Raw genomic sequence first — 15,749 nt, 5'->3', positions numbered from 1 at the left:
GCTTCATGCACTGGCTTTTAACACACTGTTGAGTTCTCAAGAAACGGACGCGTACACCATCACCCTGACCCGACCAAGTGGTCCGGCAGAACTCCGGGGCGTTCCATTTCGTGTCACTATCTTATCGGGAGTGCCGGTTTCGTGTCAAACTGTCGGATTTCCGACTCTCGACTCGATCCCGCCGAACCCGCTAGGATTGCGACTGCCCCGTTTCCAGGGCAACCCCTCTAACTTACTCCAACATCCGGTCGTTGTCCAATCGTGCGGACACGCCCGATTTGCCGGGATCAGAGAGGGTTCTGCTGGGCAATTCGTCCGCCCCAGAAGGTTTAAACCTGGAACTTCGCTGCCCTGCGGAAAGAACACTACCAGGACTCTCACGTCACAGAGACAACTTGCCAACCATCCCGGAGACTCGCGCGTCCCAAACAGTCATAGGAAGTCGAAGCGCGCAACCAGACGTCAAGCCATTCGCAATCGACTCTGGATACGAAGTAGGCGCGAGGGTCAGGATCCTGACTCCGCCGTGGAGGTGAGCACCATGACCCGCTCGGAGTTCGACGACATCCGCGCGCACATCGACGCGGAGGCCGACCATCCAGGTGACCTACTGAGGGTTGCCAGGTCTCTGCTGAACGACCTTGAAGACGCACGCATGAGGGAGGCGACCCTCCGCGCCTACTATCTGCGTCTCCTCACCGCGGCTCGGGCGACGGTCGCCGCGGAGGCGGCCGACTATCCGGAGCCGTTGACCTTCCTCACCGACGAGCTCGCCAAGCGTGGCCAGCTCCCGACATCCGAGGACGAGGTGAACCGGATCCTTGCCGACGCCCATACCGCGGCGGCGTTGCTGGCCTGTCTCGAGGAGAACCCTCTTGGAGCCACCCCGATGGGCACCGGCGGGTCTCGCGCGCGGAGGTGTGCCGGCACAAGCCGTAGCCTCCCACGATGAGGCGTTCCGCGTCATTGACCTGGCCTTGAACCAAGATCTGTAAGACTCCAGGCATGTTGCAGCGAAGGCTGAATTGGGCTGCGGCGACCCTCGTGGGCGTCTTCGGCTTTGTCTGGACCGGTGTAGTGATGTTCGCGGCCGTCGAGACCTCGGCGTGGACCTGGATCGGGCAGGTCTCCTTCGGGGCCTTCCTCACCTGCTGGGCTCTCTACAAGGCGAGTCTGCTGGTACGCCGTACCAAGCCCAGTTTCGTCCCGAGACATCGCAGGGTGAGGGTCAGAGCCTGACGAACGTCATCGCGGGCCGAGTCCCGGCAGCCGCCGACCGGCGCCGGGTCCCGGGCCCGTGGCGGTGCCCCGAAGGCCCCGAAGGCCCCGAAGGCATGGCCGGGGATCGCCCCGCGAGCCGGACCCTTCGGCCGGCGGAGCCCGAAGAGGCTACGAACCCGTCCGGAACGAGCGGAGCTCGTCGGCCACCTCCCGGCACGGCGCCCCCAGATCGAACCGGCTGAGGAGGTGGATGCTCTCCCCCGTGTCGATCTCCAGGAGTTCCGTGCGCGAGGTGAAGCGGGTCCGCGTGTCCACCCGGATGCGCTCGACGGATCTCCACGGCACCCGTTCGGATCCGGCGAAGCCCTTCACCACGACGAGGCCCTCGCCGTCAGCGGTCAGCCGTACCGGAGCGAGGACGTCGCGCACCGCCAGGACCACCAGGACCGCGGACGCGACACCCGCCAGGATCGCGCCCCGGAGGTCGCCGAGGGTCAACACCGTGAGCACCGCGAAAGCGAGCGCGGCGACGATCTTCATGATGAGGAGGTCGCGGCGCACGCGCCAGCGCAGGACAGGTTCGGATGTTTCGGCCACAGCGGCACGCTACCTCTCGGACTCGGCATCTTTCGAAGTACCTCTCGAAGCGCCTCTCGTCCACCACGCTCACGACGGTGTGATGCCCCGGCGCAGAAAGACGGTTCCGGCTGTCGGAAATGCGAAAGGCCCTGATCTCTGGGAGATCAGGGCCTTTCGATTGGTAGCGGGGACAGGATTTGAACCTGCGACCTCTGGGTTATGAGCCCAGCGAGCTACCGAACTGCTCCACCCCGCGTCGGTGTGTGTTTGAACAATATCCGGAATCCCCCTCCGGCTGCAAATCGGTACGGGAACGCGGAGTGGCGTGCCCCGCGCCGTTCCGTCCGCGAGGGCTCGTGCCGCGGGGTGATCGCCCAGGTCAGCATGGCCACGGGTGAGGGCGATGAGCCCGGGGCCACAGGGATGGGCTCGGGGCCACAGGCACGTGAATGACGGTGATGTCCGCGCAACCGGTCATCGACCGCGCGAAGCCCCCGAGCACGAAGTGCCACCGATGAAGAGGGCGTGGCCGGCCAGAGCCGCGGCCGGGGCGCCAGAGCACCGCCGCGGTCATCGACCGGACGAGTCCGAGCAGGTGGAACCGGCAGGACACCCGTGCCGTGGTGCGGGCTCAGGGCCTCCGTGGCGCCGTCGGGGCAGCGCCTGGCGGTCGGGCCCTTGAGGGGCGACGACAAGCGCTGCGGGGCCGGGACGGCCCCGGGTAGGGCCCGTGTCGTGGATCCGCGTACCCGCTGTGCGGGCGCGTTTCGCGAGACACGTATCCGGTCTTTGCCGGGAGCGGGTTTTTGGCAGAAGGTCTTTTTGAGGGAAAAGCCGGTCTTTCCCGGAAGGAGCGACAACACAAAGGCCCCGGTCGCCGTTTCCGGCGACCGGGGCCTTCTCTTGTAGCGGGGACAGGATTTGAACCTGCGACCTCTGGGTTATGAGCCCAGCGAGCTACCGAGCTGCTCCACCCCGCGTCGGTGTATGTCTTAACCATACCCGGCTTTGGTGGTGGGCGCGAATCGAATGGCGCTGGGCCCTCGGGTGTCTCCTAGGGACTCGGTGCGGGCGTCGGTGTGACCGACGGGACCGGTGTGGCGGACGGTGCCGGGGTTCCCGACGGTGAGGGCGACGGGGTGGCAGTAGCGCCCGTCGTCGCTTCGGTGCCCTTCAGCTTCGACAGCGCCGCCTGGAGCTCCTTCTGGGCGTTGCCGTAGTCGGTCCAGTTCGGCGGGTTGGCCTGGAGGGCCTTCTGCGCCTTGTCGTACGCCGCCTGTGCCTCGTCGATCGCCTGGGCCAGTGCGGTGGCGGGCTTGGCCTCCTCGGGCTTGGCCTCGCCGGGCTTGGCCTCCTCCTGTGGCGCCGCCTGGGTGCCACCGCCGAAGACCTGCTCCAGCGCGCCCTTGAGCGTGTCGGCCGAACCGACCTTGCTGCCGTAGGCCACCAGGACGCGGCGGAGGATCGGATACGGCTCCTGGCCGGAGGCGGCCGCGATCTCCACGTAGACCGGTTCGACGTAGACCAGGCCGTCGGCGAACGGCAGGGTCAGCAGGTTGCCGTAGCGGACCTTCGCCTGACCGAGTCCGAGCAGGTTGAGCTCGCCGGAGAACTTGTTCTGGAAGTTGTTCTGTACCTGGCCGGGCCCGGGGATCGTGGTGTTGGACGGCATGCGCAGGATGCGCAGCTTCCCGTAGTCGGCTCCCGGGGTGGCGTCCACGGCCATGAAGGCGGCCAGGTTGGGCCCCTGGCGCGGTACGAACGTGGTGGTCAGCGAGAACGACGGCGCCGCGGTCTTCGGCATCTTGACCGACAGGTAGTACGGCGGCTGCTTGATGTCGCGCTCGCCCGACGACGGGTCGTTCGGGACGTTCCAGAAGTCCTGGCCGCTGTAGAAGGCGTTCGGGTCGGAGATGTGGTACTGGGAGAGCACGTCACGCTGGACCTTGAACAGCGCCTCCGGGTAGCGGAGGTGCTGCCTGAGCTCGGTGGACATCTCCGTCTGCGGCTTGATGACGCCGGGGAAGGCCTTGCGCCAGGTCTGCAGGATGGGGTCCTTCTCGTCCCAGGCGTACAGGCTGACGGTGCCGTCGTAGGCGTCCACCATGGCCTTCACCGAGTTGCGCATGTAGTTGATCTGGTCGCGCGGCTGCGGGACCACCAGGCGCGGGTCGGTGATGGTGTCGCGCGTCATCGCCTCCAGGCTCTTGCTCTGGGAGTACGGGTAGGCGTTGGACGTGGTGTACGCGTCGGCGATCCAGACCACCCTGCCGCCGACGATCGCCGGATAGGGGTTGTCGTCCAGGCTCAGGAACGGCGCCACCTTGGCGATCCGCGCCTGCGGGTTGCGCTCGTAGAGGATCTTGGAGTTCGTGTTGACGTCACCCGACAGCAGCAGGTTGATCTCGCCGTACTTGGCGGCGTAGAGCATCCGGTTGATGAAGGAGCCGACCGGGACCCCGCCCTTGCCGTCGTAGGTGGTGTTCTTCTGGCCGGTGCCGCCGCTCTCGGGGTAGTCGAGTTCCTGGTCCCGCTGGCCGTTGCCGCCTACGACGACGTACTCGGTCGAGCCGGGTGCCTCGCCGTAGTAGATCCGCGACTCCTTGAGCTTCGTCCGCTCCGCCAGGGAACCGGTGACCGGCATGTCCTTGGCGTTGAAGTTGGGCAGGCCCTCGGAGTCGACCTCGTTGCCGGGCGCGGCCACGAAGCCGTTGCCGTGGGTGTAGACGAGGTGCCGGTTGATCCAGTTGTTCTGCTCCGCCGGCGGTCCGGTGAGCTCTCGCACGGCCACGACGGTGTCGCGCAGCGTGCCGTTGGCGTCGGGGTAGCGGTCGACGTCGAGCGGCTCGTGGAAGTCGTAGTAACCGCGAATTCGCTGCTTCTGCTGGTAGGTCTTGGCGACCAGGCTCGGGTCGAGCAGGCGCACGCCGGAGATGGAGCTGTCGGCGGTGACGTTGACCTTGGCCGGGTCTCCCTGAGCCGTGTAGTCGATCACCTCGGCGTCGTTGACGCCGTAGGCTTTTCGGGTCGCGTCGATGTTGCGCTTGATGTACTCCTGCTCCTTGCCCTGCTGGTTCGGCTTGACCTGGAACTGCTCGACCAGGGCCGGGTATACCCCGCCGATCAGGATGGCCGAGAGCACCAGGAGCCCGAAGCCGACGCCGGGCAGCATCCCGCCGGATCGCACGACCCCGGCGAAGAACAGGACCGCGCAGATCAGGGCGATGACCGCCAGGATGCTCTTGGCGGGAAGCACCGCGTTGACGTCGGTGTACGAGGCGCCGTGCCGGAATCCCCGGTCGGAGAAGACCAGCCCGTACCGGTCGACCCAGTAGGCGATCGCCTTCAGCAGCACGAAGACGCCGAGCAGCACCGACAGATGCGCCCGGGCGCCGCGCGAGGCGTGCACGCCGGGTGACTGGAGGCGGAACCCGCCGTACAGGTAGTGCACGATCGCCGCCAGCAGGGCGGAGAGCACCACCGCGACGAACAGGAAGTTCAGCACCATCCGGATGAACGGATAGGTGAACATGAAGAAGGAGATGTCGATCTTGAACTGCGGGTCGACCTCACCGAACGGCGTCGCGTTGACGAATTCCAGCCAGGTCTTCCACTGCCCGGAGAAGGACGATCCCGAGAACAGGCCGAGCACCGCCACGCCGATCAGGAAGATCAGCTTGCGGTGCGGGTCGAGGGCCATGCGGTACCGGTCGGCGCCGCTGGCGCCGCCGAACATCCCCGGGCCGAACATCGGCCGCATCCGGTACGCCATCAGCATGTTGCCGCCGACGATGCCCACCATCAGCAACGCGCCGACGATGAAGAGCAGGATCTGCGTGACGACCACACCGGAGAAGACGGCCGTGTAGTCGACCGAGTCATACCAGAGGTAATCAGTGAAAATGCTGGCAAAGAGGAAGAACAACGCGACTATCGCGACCAGCGCGATCGCGACGGGAACTAACAATCGTGGCCGGCGGGGCAAGCGCATTGCCCTGCCGGCTCCGGGGGTCCGGAAGCTCAAGGCCAACCCCTTGTCGTAAGAGCACGGTCCGTGTCTGGCAACCTACACCGGCGGGAGTTGGGTCGCGTTCAGCCTTTCGGGCACGGTCCGGCCACAACGCCCGCTGGTCTCGGGTCCACAGGTCCAACGTACGAGAGGCCCGATGAGTGCCCCGCGACGAGGCCCGGGACCGGAAAACCTGATCTTTTTCGTGGATCGGGCGTGGCGTCCCGCTTTTCTGGCCTCTCCCCCGCCCGGTTCCGGGATCAGCCGGCCGGGCAGCTCGGCACGGAACCCGAGCCGGTGCGGAGCGCGTCGACCGCCTGGACGGCCTCGTGCAGGGTCGAGACCTTGACCAGCCTGAGGCCCGCCGGGATCGCCTTGACCGCCTCGGCGCAGTTTTCCGTGGGGGTGAGGAAGACCGTCGCCCCCGCCTTCCTCGCGCCGACCATCTTCTGCTGGATGCCGCCGATCGGGCCGACCTCGCCCTCCGCGGTGATCGTCCCGGTCCCGGCGATGGACCTGCCGCCGGTCAGCGCCCCGGGGGTGAGCTTGTCGAGGATGCCCAGGGAGAACATCATCCCCGCGCTCGGCCCGCCGACGTCACCGACGTTGATCTTTACCTGGAAGGGGAACTTGTAGCCGACCCGCATGGTGATGCCCACGATGGGGTTGCCGTCCCTGCCCGCGGCGGTCGGAACGGCGATGGTCACGCTCTGGGCGCCCCGGTTGACGACGAAACTGACCTGCTCGCCCGGCTTGTGCCTGCGGACGGAGGCGGAGACGGTCTCGCGGTCGGACACGGGCGTGCCGTCCACCGAGACGATCTCGTCGCCGACCTTGAACTTCCCGTCGGCCGGCAGGCCCTTCTCGGTGGAGGCCACGGTCACGACCGAGCTGTAGGGGATCTTCAACTCCGTCAGCGCCGCCGCGGTCGCGTCGTCCTGGGAGTTGGTCATCTCCTGGGTGTTCTGCTGCTCGACCTCCTTCGCGGTGGTCGTCGGAGGGAAGATCGTCTCCTCGGGCACGACCGCGATGGTGGGATCGATCCATCCCCTGAGCGCGCTGAAAAGGTCGATCCTGGTGCCGGGCCCGCCCTGGTAGGCGACGGTGACGAGGCTGAGCTTGCCTTCCGTCGGATACGTCTGGTGCCCCTCGACACTGATCACCGGCTTGCCGTCGACGTCGCCGATCGTGTTCTCGGTCGGCCCGGGACTCAGCACGACGTACGGCACCGGAAGCACGGCGCCGACCAGCGCGAGCATGAGCGTGAGGAAGCCCGCCACCATGAGGGTCAGCGCTCGTCGGGACATGGACAAAGCCTATGCCGTACGACAGGTCATGAAACCGCACCCGGACGCCGCCGCGCCGACGGCCGCGCACCCGCCGGCCGGGCTCACCCGCAGGCCCCGACCCACTCGGAGGAGCCGTCGGTGAAAAGCTGGTTCTTCCAGATGGGGACCTGGCTCTTGAGGTCGTCGATCAGCCTGCGGGAGGCCTCGAACGCCTCGCCCCGGTGTGGCGCGGCGACCGCCACGACGACCGCGATGTCGCCGAGTTCCAGGTCGCCGACCCGGTGGACGGCGGCCAGGGCGGTCACGGGGAAGTCCTTGGCGATCTTCTCGGCCACCCGGCGGAGCTCGTCCACGGCGCTCGGGTGCGCCGAGTAGGACAGGCTCGTGACCGGCTTTCCGTGATCCTGCTCGCGTACCGTGCCGACGAAGACGGTCGTGCCGCCCGCGGCGTGGTCGCCGACGGCGGCGAGCACCTCGTCGACGGAGAGCGCGCTGTCGCGAATATCGAGCAACCGGATGACATCCACGCCGCAAAGCGTACCGCCCGGGAAAAACGGCCTTCGGCCGCGCACCCTCTCGGGGGCAGGCACCCGGGTCACCCTGCCTCGTCGTCCTCCATGCCCCCTGTGGACGACATACCCCCTGTGGACGACGCGAGCCCCTACGAACCCGCATGGTTCATGCGAACTCATACGAACCGGTACGCCAATCGCGGAACGTCCGCCCCGCGCGAACGTCAGGGGCGGCGCTTCTTGCGGGCGGCGCGGACGATCGCCGCGGTGCCGAGGACGGCGACGGTGGCGCCGGCCGCGGTGAGTGTGGCCTCCTTGCCGGACAGGCGGCGGCCCACGACGGCGTGCTTGCCCTCACGCAACTCCAGGAGTTGCTCGAACGCGGCCTCGTTGCTCCACTGGGGCTTCCATCCGGCCTCGCGCAGCGCGGCGCAGTCGACCACCCAGGGGTAGACGACGTAGTGCAGGTCGGTGGCCGGGGCCGGGGTGACGCCGAGGCGGTGCAGGCGCTGGGCGGTCCCGAAGGTCAGCCCGGCGGGCAGCTCCAGCCGTCGCAGCCCGGAGATCTCCTCCACCTGCTCCTGCTCCAGCCAGCCGTCGCCGCCGACGGCCACCACCCCCGAGACCGTGCCCAGCGCCGCCATCTCAAGGGCCGAGACGAGATCGTCCACGTGGCAGAACTGCCAGCGGGGGCTGCAGCCCTTGACGGTCAGCAGCCTGGGCGCTTCGAAGTGCCGGGTCACCACGCTGTCGACGCCGGGACCGACCACCGCGGCGGGCCGGACCACGGTCACGTCGAGACCGGGATGGCTGCGCAGGGAGCGCCGGGCCAGCGCCTCGATCTCCAGGTGGTCGCCGACCATGCCCGTGTCGGGCTCGGCGGCGACCGCCGATCCCTCCGGCAGCGGGACGGGATTCTCGGGAACGGCGCCGTACACCATGGCGCTGGTGACCAGCACGACCCGCCGCACCCGTGCGGCGGCGCTGGCGGTGAGCACCGTCTGGGCCGCTCGCAGATTGTAGGCGCGCCGCTCCGCCGGGTTGACGTCGAGCGCGTAGTCGGCCGCCAGATGCACGAGCACGTCAATATCAGATATGCGGTTCGCCAAGAGCGGATCTCGGACATCGAGGACCCGCCAGGTGACGTCGGGAACATCACCACGCTGCTCGTCGATGGCCACGACCCTGCGGAAATCCGCAGACGAGGCGACCTTCGCGAGGAAGGCACGGCCTAGGCCCGAGGCGGCGCCGGTGACGGCGACGACGGGGGGCCGGGAGCGTTTCGAGGTAGGCACCAGGTCCTCACTTTGCACTGACCCGCCATGCGACGGATAACGTGGCGGATGTGGACTCCTCCATCCTGCACGAGGTAGAGCGGTGACTGACTTGCCAGGTCGGGAAAACGACCCCAACGAGAATCCGTTCGCCATGTTCGGCAACCCGGAGCAGATCGCAGCGGCAATGCGCCAGTTCGCCGACATGCTCTCCGCTCCGCCGACCTCAGGTCCCGTCAACTGGGACATGGCGAAGAACATCGCACGGCACGTCGTGGTCGCCGAGGGCGATCCAAGTGTCATGGAGGGCGAGCGGCGCCAGATCGTCGACGCCCTGAATCTGGCCGATCTGTGGCTCAACGAGGCCACCTCCCTGCCGAGCGGGGTGAGCAACCCCCAGGCGTGGAGCCGTTCCGAGTGGATCGAGAAGACCGTCCCGGTCTGGCAGAAGCTCTGTGACCCGATCGCCGCCCGCATGGTCGAGACCATGAGCGGCACGCTCGGCGCCACCGGTCTGCCCCCGGAGGCACAGGCCATGGCCGGGCCGCTGATGGGGATGATGAAGCAGATGGGCGGCATGATGGTCGGCCAGCAGATCGGCCAGGCCGTCGGCTCGCTCGCCCTCGAAGTGATCGGCTCCACCGACATCGGCCTGCCGCTGTCGGACAACGCCGCCCTGCTGCCCGGCGGCGTCGCGGCGTTCAGCCAGGGTCTGGAGACTCCCTCCGAGGAGATCCGTCTCTACCTCGCCCTGCGCGAGGCGGCCCACCACCGGCTGTTCCAGCACGTGCCGTGGCTGCGCGCGCACCTGCTCGGAGCCGTGGAGGAGTACGCCAAGGGCATCACGGTGGACGCCTCCGCGCTGGAGGAGCAGCTCCGCGGGCTCGACATCAACAACCCCGAGCAGCTCCAGCAGGCGCTGAGCGGCGGCAACCTGCTCAAGCCCGAGGAGACCGAGCGGCAGAAGGCCGCCCTGTCCCGGCTGGAGACCATGCTCGCCCTGGTCGAGGGCTGGGTCGGCACCGTCGTGGACGGCGCCGCGGACGGCAAGCTCCCCTCGGCGACCGCGCTGTCGGAGACCGTACGGCGCCGCAGGGCGACCGGCGGCCCCGCCGAGCAGACCTTCGCCACGCTCGTCGGCCTCGAACTCAGGCCCCGCCGCCTGCGCGAGGCCGCCGCCCTGTGGCAGGCGCTGGAGGCCGACCGGGGCGTCGACGGCCGCGACGCGGTCTGGAACCACCCCGACCTGATGCCCACCGCCGACGACCTCGACGACCCCGAGAGGTTCGTACGGGGCGAGCCCGAGCTCGACCTGTCGTCCCTGGAGGGGACCCCGCGGCAGGGGCCTCCGGCCGCCCCTGGCGAGGACGGTGACGACGGCGGGAAGGGCCGCGAGGACGACGGCGGCCGGGACGGCGGCGTGTGAGCCTGCGCGCCGACGCGAAGGAGGTGCTCACGGGGTGGACCGCGCCCACGGCCGACGAGGAGATCCTTCGCAAGGAGTTCCTGGAGCACCTCCACGCCGATGAAGACGCGATGTGGCGCGAGTGCGTCCCGGGCCACCTGACGGCCACGACCGCGGTGCTCTCCCACGACGGCGAGCGGGTGCTGCTGACGCTGCACCCCAAGGCCGGGATGTGGCTGCCCATGGGAGGGCACTGCGAGCGCGGCGACGCCTCCCTGGAGGCGGTGGCGCTGCGTGAGGCCACCGAGGAGTCCGGCATTCCGGGCCTGCGGCTGCTGCCGGGCCCGCTCGCGCTCGACCGGCACCTGGTCTGGTGCCACCCGCCGCACAGCAGCCACCTCGACGTCGAGTACGGCGCCGTCGCCCCCGCCGGCGTGGAGGCCGTGATCAGCGCCGAGTCGCTCGACCTGCGCTGGTTCCCGGTGGAGGAGATCCCCGAGCTCTCCGACGAGGCGACCCGCCGCCTGGCCCGCCGCGCCCGCGAGGTTCTGCGCTCCACGTGACCGGACGCTCGGCCTCGTACGGTCCGGCGACCGGTTCCGGGCCGTCCTGGGCGTGCCCCGAGGGCGTTGGACCGTTTTACGCGTGTCTCACCTTTCCCCGGATATCTTCGTCCTCATCAGGCTGTACGGAGCGGATCGGGGCACTGTGAGTGTGGACATCGTGGCTGACAGGGGCGTCGAAGGCGTCGGAGGCACGGTCGTGCCGCCGGCGCGGCGCCGCCGCTGGAGGATTCCCAGAAGCCTCGCCTGGGCCGCGGTGACCCCGTTCGCCGCCTGGGCGGTGGCCCGGGTGGCCGGGCTCGAACGCGACTCGCTGACCACCCAGCTCATGACCGGTACCCCGTACGTGGCCGCGGCCTCGCTCGTGCCGGTGCTGCTGTCCGCGCTGGCCCGCAACCGGACGGTGACGGCCGTGGCGCTGGTCACCGCCGCGGCGCTCGGCCTCAGCGTGCTCCCCAGGGCCTTGCGCTCCGGGGAGGCGGTGACGGGGACGCCCCTGCGGGTGCTGACGCTCAACACGCTGTTCGGGCGCGCCGAACCCGGCGCCGTGATGGATCTGGTCCGGCGGCTGAACCCGGATGTGCTCAGCACCCAGGAGCTGACACCGGGGATGGTCGAGAAGCTGGAGGCGGCCGGGCTGGGGAAGATCATGCCGTACCAGGTGCTGGAGCCGGAGTGGAGCGCCGGGGGCAGCGGCCTGTACGCGCGGTATCCGCTGACCCCCAGGAAGAACCTGTTCGAGGCGATCGGGCACAACATGCCCGCCGCGCTGATGACCGTGCCCGGCGCCAGGCCCGTCGAGATCGTCGACGTGCATCCCTTCCCGCCGCTGGGCAGGCAGGTGTACGACTGGACGGCGGCGCTGGACGCGCTGCCCTCCGCCGCGCCCGACACGATCCGCGTCCTCGCCGGCGACTTCAACGCCAGCCTCGACCACGCGGCCATGCGCCGTTTTCTGAGCCGTGGCTACCTGGACGCGGCCGACAGCGCCGGGGAGGGCCTCACCCCCACGTGGCCGGTCAACAAGCGCGTCCCCGCGCTGATCACGATCGACCACGTCGTGGTGGACCGGCGGGTGGGAGTGAACGCGGTCAGCGTGCACACCGTTCCCGGCACCGACCATCGGGCCGTCTTCGCCGACCTGCGCCTGCCCCAGCCCTGACGGGCCGGGCACCAGGGCACCCGGTCTCGCGGGCCGCCTGAACCACCCTGAGCCGCCTGGACACTCGGACGGCCGGATACTCGGACGGCTCGGACGGGCGACCAGGCGCGCGATCCCCCGAGGCCTCAGGGCGAGAGCAGCGCCCGTGTGTTGTCCCAGCCTTCCAGGCCCGGGTCGAGGAGGCGGATGTCGCCGGGGGTGCGCAGGCGGTGCCAGCCCGGGCCCCTCGCGACCATACGGCTGCCGGGCGCGGAGGCGCGGAGCGTCTTGATCGGATCGAGGTCGTCGAGGCCCACCGCGGCCCAGTCCGGATAGGGCAGGTGGGCGGCCAGCGCGACCGTGCCGCCCCCCGCGTCCGGGCAGACGGCGATCCTGGCCCTGCCGAGCTCGCGGAAGAGCTTTCCGATGAGCAGCGGGGGCAGGTCGGGCGCGTCGGCGCTCAGCAGGACCGCCTGCTCGCCGTACGGCAGGGCCGCGAAGGCCGCCTCGACCAGGGCACTGCCGGAAAGATCGGGGATCTCGACGACCGGGGTGCCCGGCCAGACGATCTCCTCCATGCCCGGGACGCTCGTCACCACGACGGGAGAGACGAAGTCCAGGCCGGCGACGAGCTCGTAGGCGTCCTCGGCGACGGCGGTGAGGAAGTCGGTGGCGTCGACTCCCGGAGGAGCCGCGTCCGCCACGGAGGGCGTGACGAGAACGGCCACCACTCGGTCTTCCGTCAACATTCCTCCGCGGAACCGTGGGCCGCCGTGGAGAATCCCTCCAGGAAGCCCCGCGCCCGCTCGGCCTTGGGATAGCGTTCCACAAGCGCCCAGAAGCGCGAGCCGTGACTCGGCACCAGCAGGTGGACGAGCTCATGCATGATCACGTAGTCGACCACCCACGACGGCATGCCCCGCAGCCGTGTGGAGATCCTGATGGTGCCGTGATCAGGGGTGCACGAGCCCCAGCGGTGCTGCTGGTTCTCCACCCAGCGCACGCTCGACGGCTTCGCCTCCCCGCCCAGATAGCGGGCCGACAGATCGACGGCCCGATCAAGCAGATCGTCGTCGGAGGGACGTCTGCGCTGCTCCTTGGCCGCGAGGCGATCGAGCATACGGCGCACCCATTGTTCCTCATCGGTGCTACTCAGACCGGCGGGGAGGAGCACGATCGTTTTCTCGCCGTCGCGGTACGCAGAAACCGTCCGCCGGCGGCGAGAACTGCGGCGGACCTCGACTGTCTCGGGGGGCACATATGAACGGTAGCCGAGAATGGCGAATTCACACCAGGGGGTAGAACACGTTCCCGCTGGTCAATCCCCGTTCGTCGATTGTTCAACACGGGTGATCAACTATGACCGTGACTTATCTAATTAACCTGGATATCAGCCGTCTCATGCGTTGCCGAATCGCGGAGCCCGTCGTTCTCTCTGGGCCGCCAGCCCTTCAAGCATGTCGTCGGAGATCATCGTGACCGGCTGGGCGAGGGATTCCCAGCGCAGCGCGGCGTCGAGGTCGGCGTGCCCGCCACCCGCCAGGGCGATCTTGGTGAGCCGGGTGGCGGCCGGCGCGCCGGCCGCCGTGCGCGACGCGATCCCCATCACCTCGGCCATCAGCGACTCGCGGGCAAACGCCCTGGTCACCAACCCCGCGGGCGCCGCCTCCGCGCCCGTCAGCGTCCGCCCCGTGAGCAACATCTCCCGGGCCACGCCCACCCCCGCGACCCTGGGCAGCAGGTAGGTCGCCGCCATGCCGGGGTGCAGGCCGAGCGAGGTGAAGGGGACGAGCAGCTTTGCCTCCTCGGCGGCGTAGACCAGGTCGCAGGCCAGGGCGAGGCACAGTCCCGCTCCGACGGCCGAGCCGTTGACGGCGGCGATGGTCGGCACCTCCAGGTCGGCGATCGCCAGCCAGGTCCGGTAGAAACCGAGCATCCGCTCGCGAAGTGCGGGCACTCCCTCGGCGGCCCGCTCGGCGAGCCAGGACAGGTCTCCTCCGGAGCAGAACGCGTTTCCCGCCCCGGTGACGACGACGCACCGGAGGTCGCGGTCCGCCGCGAGATCGGCGACGGCCAGCCGCCACCGGGCGGTCATTCCTTCGGTCATCGCGTTGCGCCGATCGGGGCGGTTCAGAGTGAGCACCGCGACGCCGTCGTCACGCCGGTCGACCAAGAGCTCGTCCATGCCGGGGAGCGTAACCCACGCTCTCCCGCCCACCACCTCCCGGGGCCGCCCGCCCCTCGCCTGCCTCCGCAGCCTCTCCGGCCCGCCGCCCCCATCGTCCCCGTCCCTCCCGTCGCCCTCGAAACCATCCGGCCGTCTCTCCTGCTGTTTCCCGTCCCGGAAGGCGAGACGGATTTCCCGCTCCGGTGAGCGGAACGGGCGTCCCTCGTCCGGGAGAGGCGGAAGCCCCCACGTCCCCGAGACGAGCGCATCCACGGGACGGAGGGGGCGAAAGGCTCATTTCGGATCGGCCCCGGGGGCGGGTTATCCACAGGGCGGGAGTTATCCACAGGCGCGGGAAAAGGCGTCCGGGACCGTGCGGGGCCATGCCACGCTGGCACACCCGGCCACCCCCGGCCACCCCCCGGCCTGCTCGTCCCCCGCTCACCGGCTCATCCGCAGGCCGCCCCGAGGAAAGGTTCTCCGATGCGACCACGTCTGAAGCCCGCTCTGCGCCGCGTCGCCCGCGACGGGCGCACCCTGCAGTTCGGGCTGCATCCCCGCCACGCGGTGGTGCTGACCGATCTCGAGCCCGAGGTCCGCCGCTGGGTGGAGAGCCTCGACGGCGTACGGGATCTCGCGGGCGTGCTGGCCGGCGCCGCCGAGGCGGGTCTCGATGAGGAGCGCGGCCGGACCCTGCTCGACCTGCTGGTCAGCCGTGGCGTGGTGGACGACGCGGGTGCGGGTCCAGGCCCGCTGCGCGCGCTCGCGATGGCCGAGCGCGATCGGCTCCAGCCGGATCTCGACGCGCTCTCCCTCACCCCGGGCACGATCGACGGTGGGCTCGCCGCGCTGGAGCGCCGGCGAGAGGCCCAGATCCGGGTCTACGGCGCGGGCCGGGTGGGCGCGCAGGTCGTCGGCCTGCTCGCCGCCTCCGGGGTCGGCCGGATCTGCGTCATCGATCCCGGTACGGCGCGGCGACGGGATGTCGTCCCCGGTGGCCTCGGCTGGACGGAGGTGGGGATGAGCAGGCAGGACGGCGCGGTCGCGGTGGCCAAGAGGCTGGCGCCCGGTCTCACGGCCTGGACCGGCGACGGGGCGGCCCAGCTGGCCGACGGGGCCAGGCCTCCGGACCTGGCGGTGCTCGCGCCGGTGGTGCCGCTGGACGGTCTCCTGGTCAGGGAGCTCGTCGAGTGGGAGATCCCGCATCTGCTGGTCACCGCCTTCGAGGGCTCCGGGTCGGTCGGCCCCCTGGTGCTGCCCGGACGGAGCACGTGTCTGCACTGCCTGGATTTGACCCGACGGGATCGTGACCCAGGATGGCCTGTCGTCAGTGCCCGGCTGGGTGGCTTCCCCGCGGGAGAAATCGCGTGTGGCACGGCGCTGTCGACGCTGGTGGCGGCGTCGGCGGCAGGTCACGCACTCGCTGTGATCGACGGCCGTGAACCCGCTGTGACAAACAGCACAATGGAAATATTGCCAGATTTGAGCTGGAAGAGGCGATCCTGGAGTGTTCATCCTCAATGTCGTTGCTTCCGAAACGAGTTGGGTTCGCTAACAATGGTCGCGTCGGCTACCTGCCGCTGACGGAC

Annotated in this window: 14 protein-coding genes and 2 tRNA genes; 6 read left to right on the top strand and 10 right to left on the bottom strand. The window is 69.4% G+C overall.

What is annotated here, in order from left to right:
* The first annotated feature begins 541 nt into the window (after positions 1 to 541).
* Both ACTOQ1_RS18275 and ACTOQ1_RS18270 read left to right on the top strand, forming a co-directional pair.
* Positions 542 to 952, top strand: a complete 411-nt coding sequence (locus tag ACTOQ1_RS18275) for a hypothetical protein (RefSeq protein WP_440068588.1) — start codon at positions 542 to 544, stop codon at positions 950 to 952.
* 53 nt (positions 953 to 1,005) lie between these two features.
* Positions 1,006 to 1,239: a hypothetical protein gene (locus ACTOQ1_RS18270; RefSeq protein ID WP_440068586.1), complete on the top strand. Its 234-nt coding sequence runs from the start codon at positions 1,006 to 1,008 to the stop codon at positions 1,237 to 1,239.
* 150 nt (positions 1,240 to 1,389) lie between these two features.
* Here the strand turns inward: ACTOQ1_RS18270 and ACTOQ1_RS18265 are convergent, their stop codons facing one another.
* The 7 genes from ACTOQ1_RS18265 to ACTOQ1_RS18235 form a co-directional block, all read right to left on the bottom strand.
* A complete protein-coding gene (locus ACTOQ1_RS18265; RefSeq protein WP_440068584.1) occupies positions 1,390 to 1,818 on the bottom strand; it encodes a PH domain-containing protein in 429 nt (142 codons plus the stop codon).
* 161 nt (positions 1,819 to 1,979) lie between these two features.
* Positions 1,980 to 2,056: transfer RNA gene (locus ACTOQ1_RS18260), tRNA-Met, on the bottom strand.
* Between the two features lie 650 nt (positions 2,057 to 2,706).
* Positions 2,707 to 2,780: transfer RNA gene (locus ACTOQ1_RS18255), tRNA-Met, on the bottom strand.
* Positions 2,781 to 2,854: 74 nt separating this feature from the next.
* A complete protein-coding gene (locus ACTOQ1_RS18250) occupies positions 2,855 to 5,791 on the bottom strand; it encodes a UPF0182 family membrane protein (protein ID WP_440068583.1) in 2,937 nt (978 codons plus the stop codon).
* Positions 5,792 to 6,069: 278 nt separating this feature from the next.
* Complete coding sequence (locus tag ACTOQ1_RS18245; protein WP_440068582.1) at positions 6,070 to 7,116, bottom strand: YlbL family protein; 1,047 nt, start codon at positions 7,114 to 7,116, stop codon at positions 6,070 to 6,072.
* An 83-nt stretch (positions 7,117 to 7,199) separates the two neighbouring features.
* Positions 7,200 to 7,625 carry a molybdenum cofactor biosynthesis protein MoaE gene (locus tag ACTOQ1_RS18240; RefSeq protein WP_440068580.1) on the bottom strand — a complete coding sequence of 142 codons (426 nt, stop codon included), beginning with the start codon at positions 7,623 to 7,625 and terminating at the stop codon, positions 7,200 to 7,202.
* Between the two features lie 209 nt (positions 7,626 to 7,834).
* Positions 7,835 to 8,908 (bottom strand): NAD-dependent epimerase/dehydratase family protein, encoded by a 1,074-nt coding sequence (locus ACTOQ1_RS18235; protein ID WP_440068603.1) that lies wholly within the window; start codon positions 8,906 to 8,908, stop codon positions 7,835 to 7,837.
* A 79-nt stretch (positions 8,909 to 8,987) separates the two neighbouring features.
* Between ACTOQ1_RS18235 and ACTOQ1_RS18230 the strand changes: the two genes are divergently transcribed.
* From ACTOQ1_RS18230 to ACTOQ1_RS18220, 3 genes are all read left to right on the top strand, one after another.
* Positions 8,988 to 10,310 carry a zinc-dependent metalloprotease gene (locus tag ACTOQ1_RS18230; RefSeq protein WP_440068578.1) on the top strand — a complete coding sequence of 441 codons (1,323 nt, stop codon included), beginning with the start codon at positions 8,988 to 8,990 and terminating at the stop codon, positions 10,308 to 10,310.
* Positions 10,307 to 10,852 carry an NUDIX hydrolase gene (locus ACTOQ1_RS18225; RefSeq protein WP_440068576.1) on the top strand — a complete coding sequence of 182 codons (546 nt, stop codon included), beginning with the start codon at positions 10,307 to 10,309 and terminating at the stop codon, positions 10,850 to 10,852. Before ACTOQ1_RS18230 ends, ACTOQ1_RS18225 begins: the two co-directional genes overlap by 4 nt.
* Before the next feature lie 160 nt (positions 10,853 to 11,012).
* Complete coding sequence (locus tag ACTOQ1_RS18220; RefSeq protein WP_440068574.1) at positions 11,013 to 12,014, top strand: endonuclease/exonuclease/phosphatase family protein; 1,002 nt, start codon at positions 11,013 to 11,015, stop codon at positions 12,012 to 12,014.
* Between the two features lie 125 nt (positions 12,015 to 12,139).
* Here ACTOQ1_RS18220 and ACTOQ1_RS18215 read toward each other — a convergent pair whose 3' ends face one another.
* The 3 genes from ACTOQ1_RS18215 to ACTOQ1_RS18205 all read right to left on the bottom strand — a co-directional run bounded on the left by ACTOQ1_RS18215 (position 12,140) and on the right by ACTOQ1_RS18205 (position 14,178).
* Complete coding sequence (locus tag ACTOQ1_RS18215) at positions 12,140 to 12,739, bottom strand: DUF2064 domain-containing protein (protein ID WP_440068572.1); 600 nt, start codon at positions 12,737 to 12,739, stop codon at positions 12,140 to 12,142.
* Positions 12,736 to 13,251 carry a M48 metallopeptidase family protein gene (locus tag ACTOQ1_RS18210; protein ID WP_329085638.1) on the bottom strand — a complete coding sequence of 172 codons (516 nt, stop codon included), beginning with the start codon at positions 13,249 to 13,251 and terminating at the stop codon, positions 12,736 to 12,738. The genes ACTOQ1_RS18215 and ACTOQ1_RS18210 overlap by 4 nt, the downstream gene beginning before the upstream one ends.
* 141 nt (positions 13,252 to 13,392) lie before the next feature.
* Positions 13,393 to 14,178: an enoyl-CoA hydratase/isomerase family protein gene (locus tag ACTOQ1_RS18205; protein WP_440068570.1), complete on the bottom strand. Its 786-nt coding sequence runs from the start codon at positions 14,176 to 14,178 to the stop codon at positions 13,393 to 13,395.
* A gap of 465 nt (positions 14,179 to 14,643) precedes the next feature.
* On the opposite strand from ACTOQ1_RS18205, the gene ACTOQ1_RS18200 reads away from it, so the two are divergent.
* Positions 14,644 to 15,744 carry a ThiF family adenylyltransferase gene (locus ACTOQ1_RS18200; RefSeq protein WP_440068568.1) on the top strand — a complete coding sequence of 367 codons (1,101 nt, stop codon included), beginning with the start codon at positions 14,644 to 14,646 and terminating at the stop codon, positions 15,742 to 15,744.
* Positions 15,745 to 15,749: the final 5 nt, after the last annotated feature.

Source organism: Streptosporangium sp. OZ121 (genome assembly GCF_051918885.1).
Lineage (GTDB): Bacteria > Actinomycetota > Actinomycetes > Streptosporangiales > Streptosporangiaceae > Streptosporangium.
Note: the sequence above shows the minus strand (reverse complement) of the source record. Positions and strands in the feature narration are given on the sequence as shown.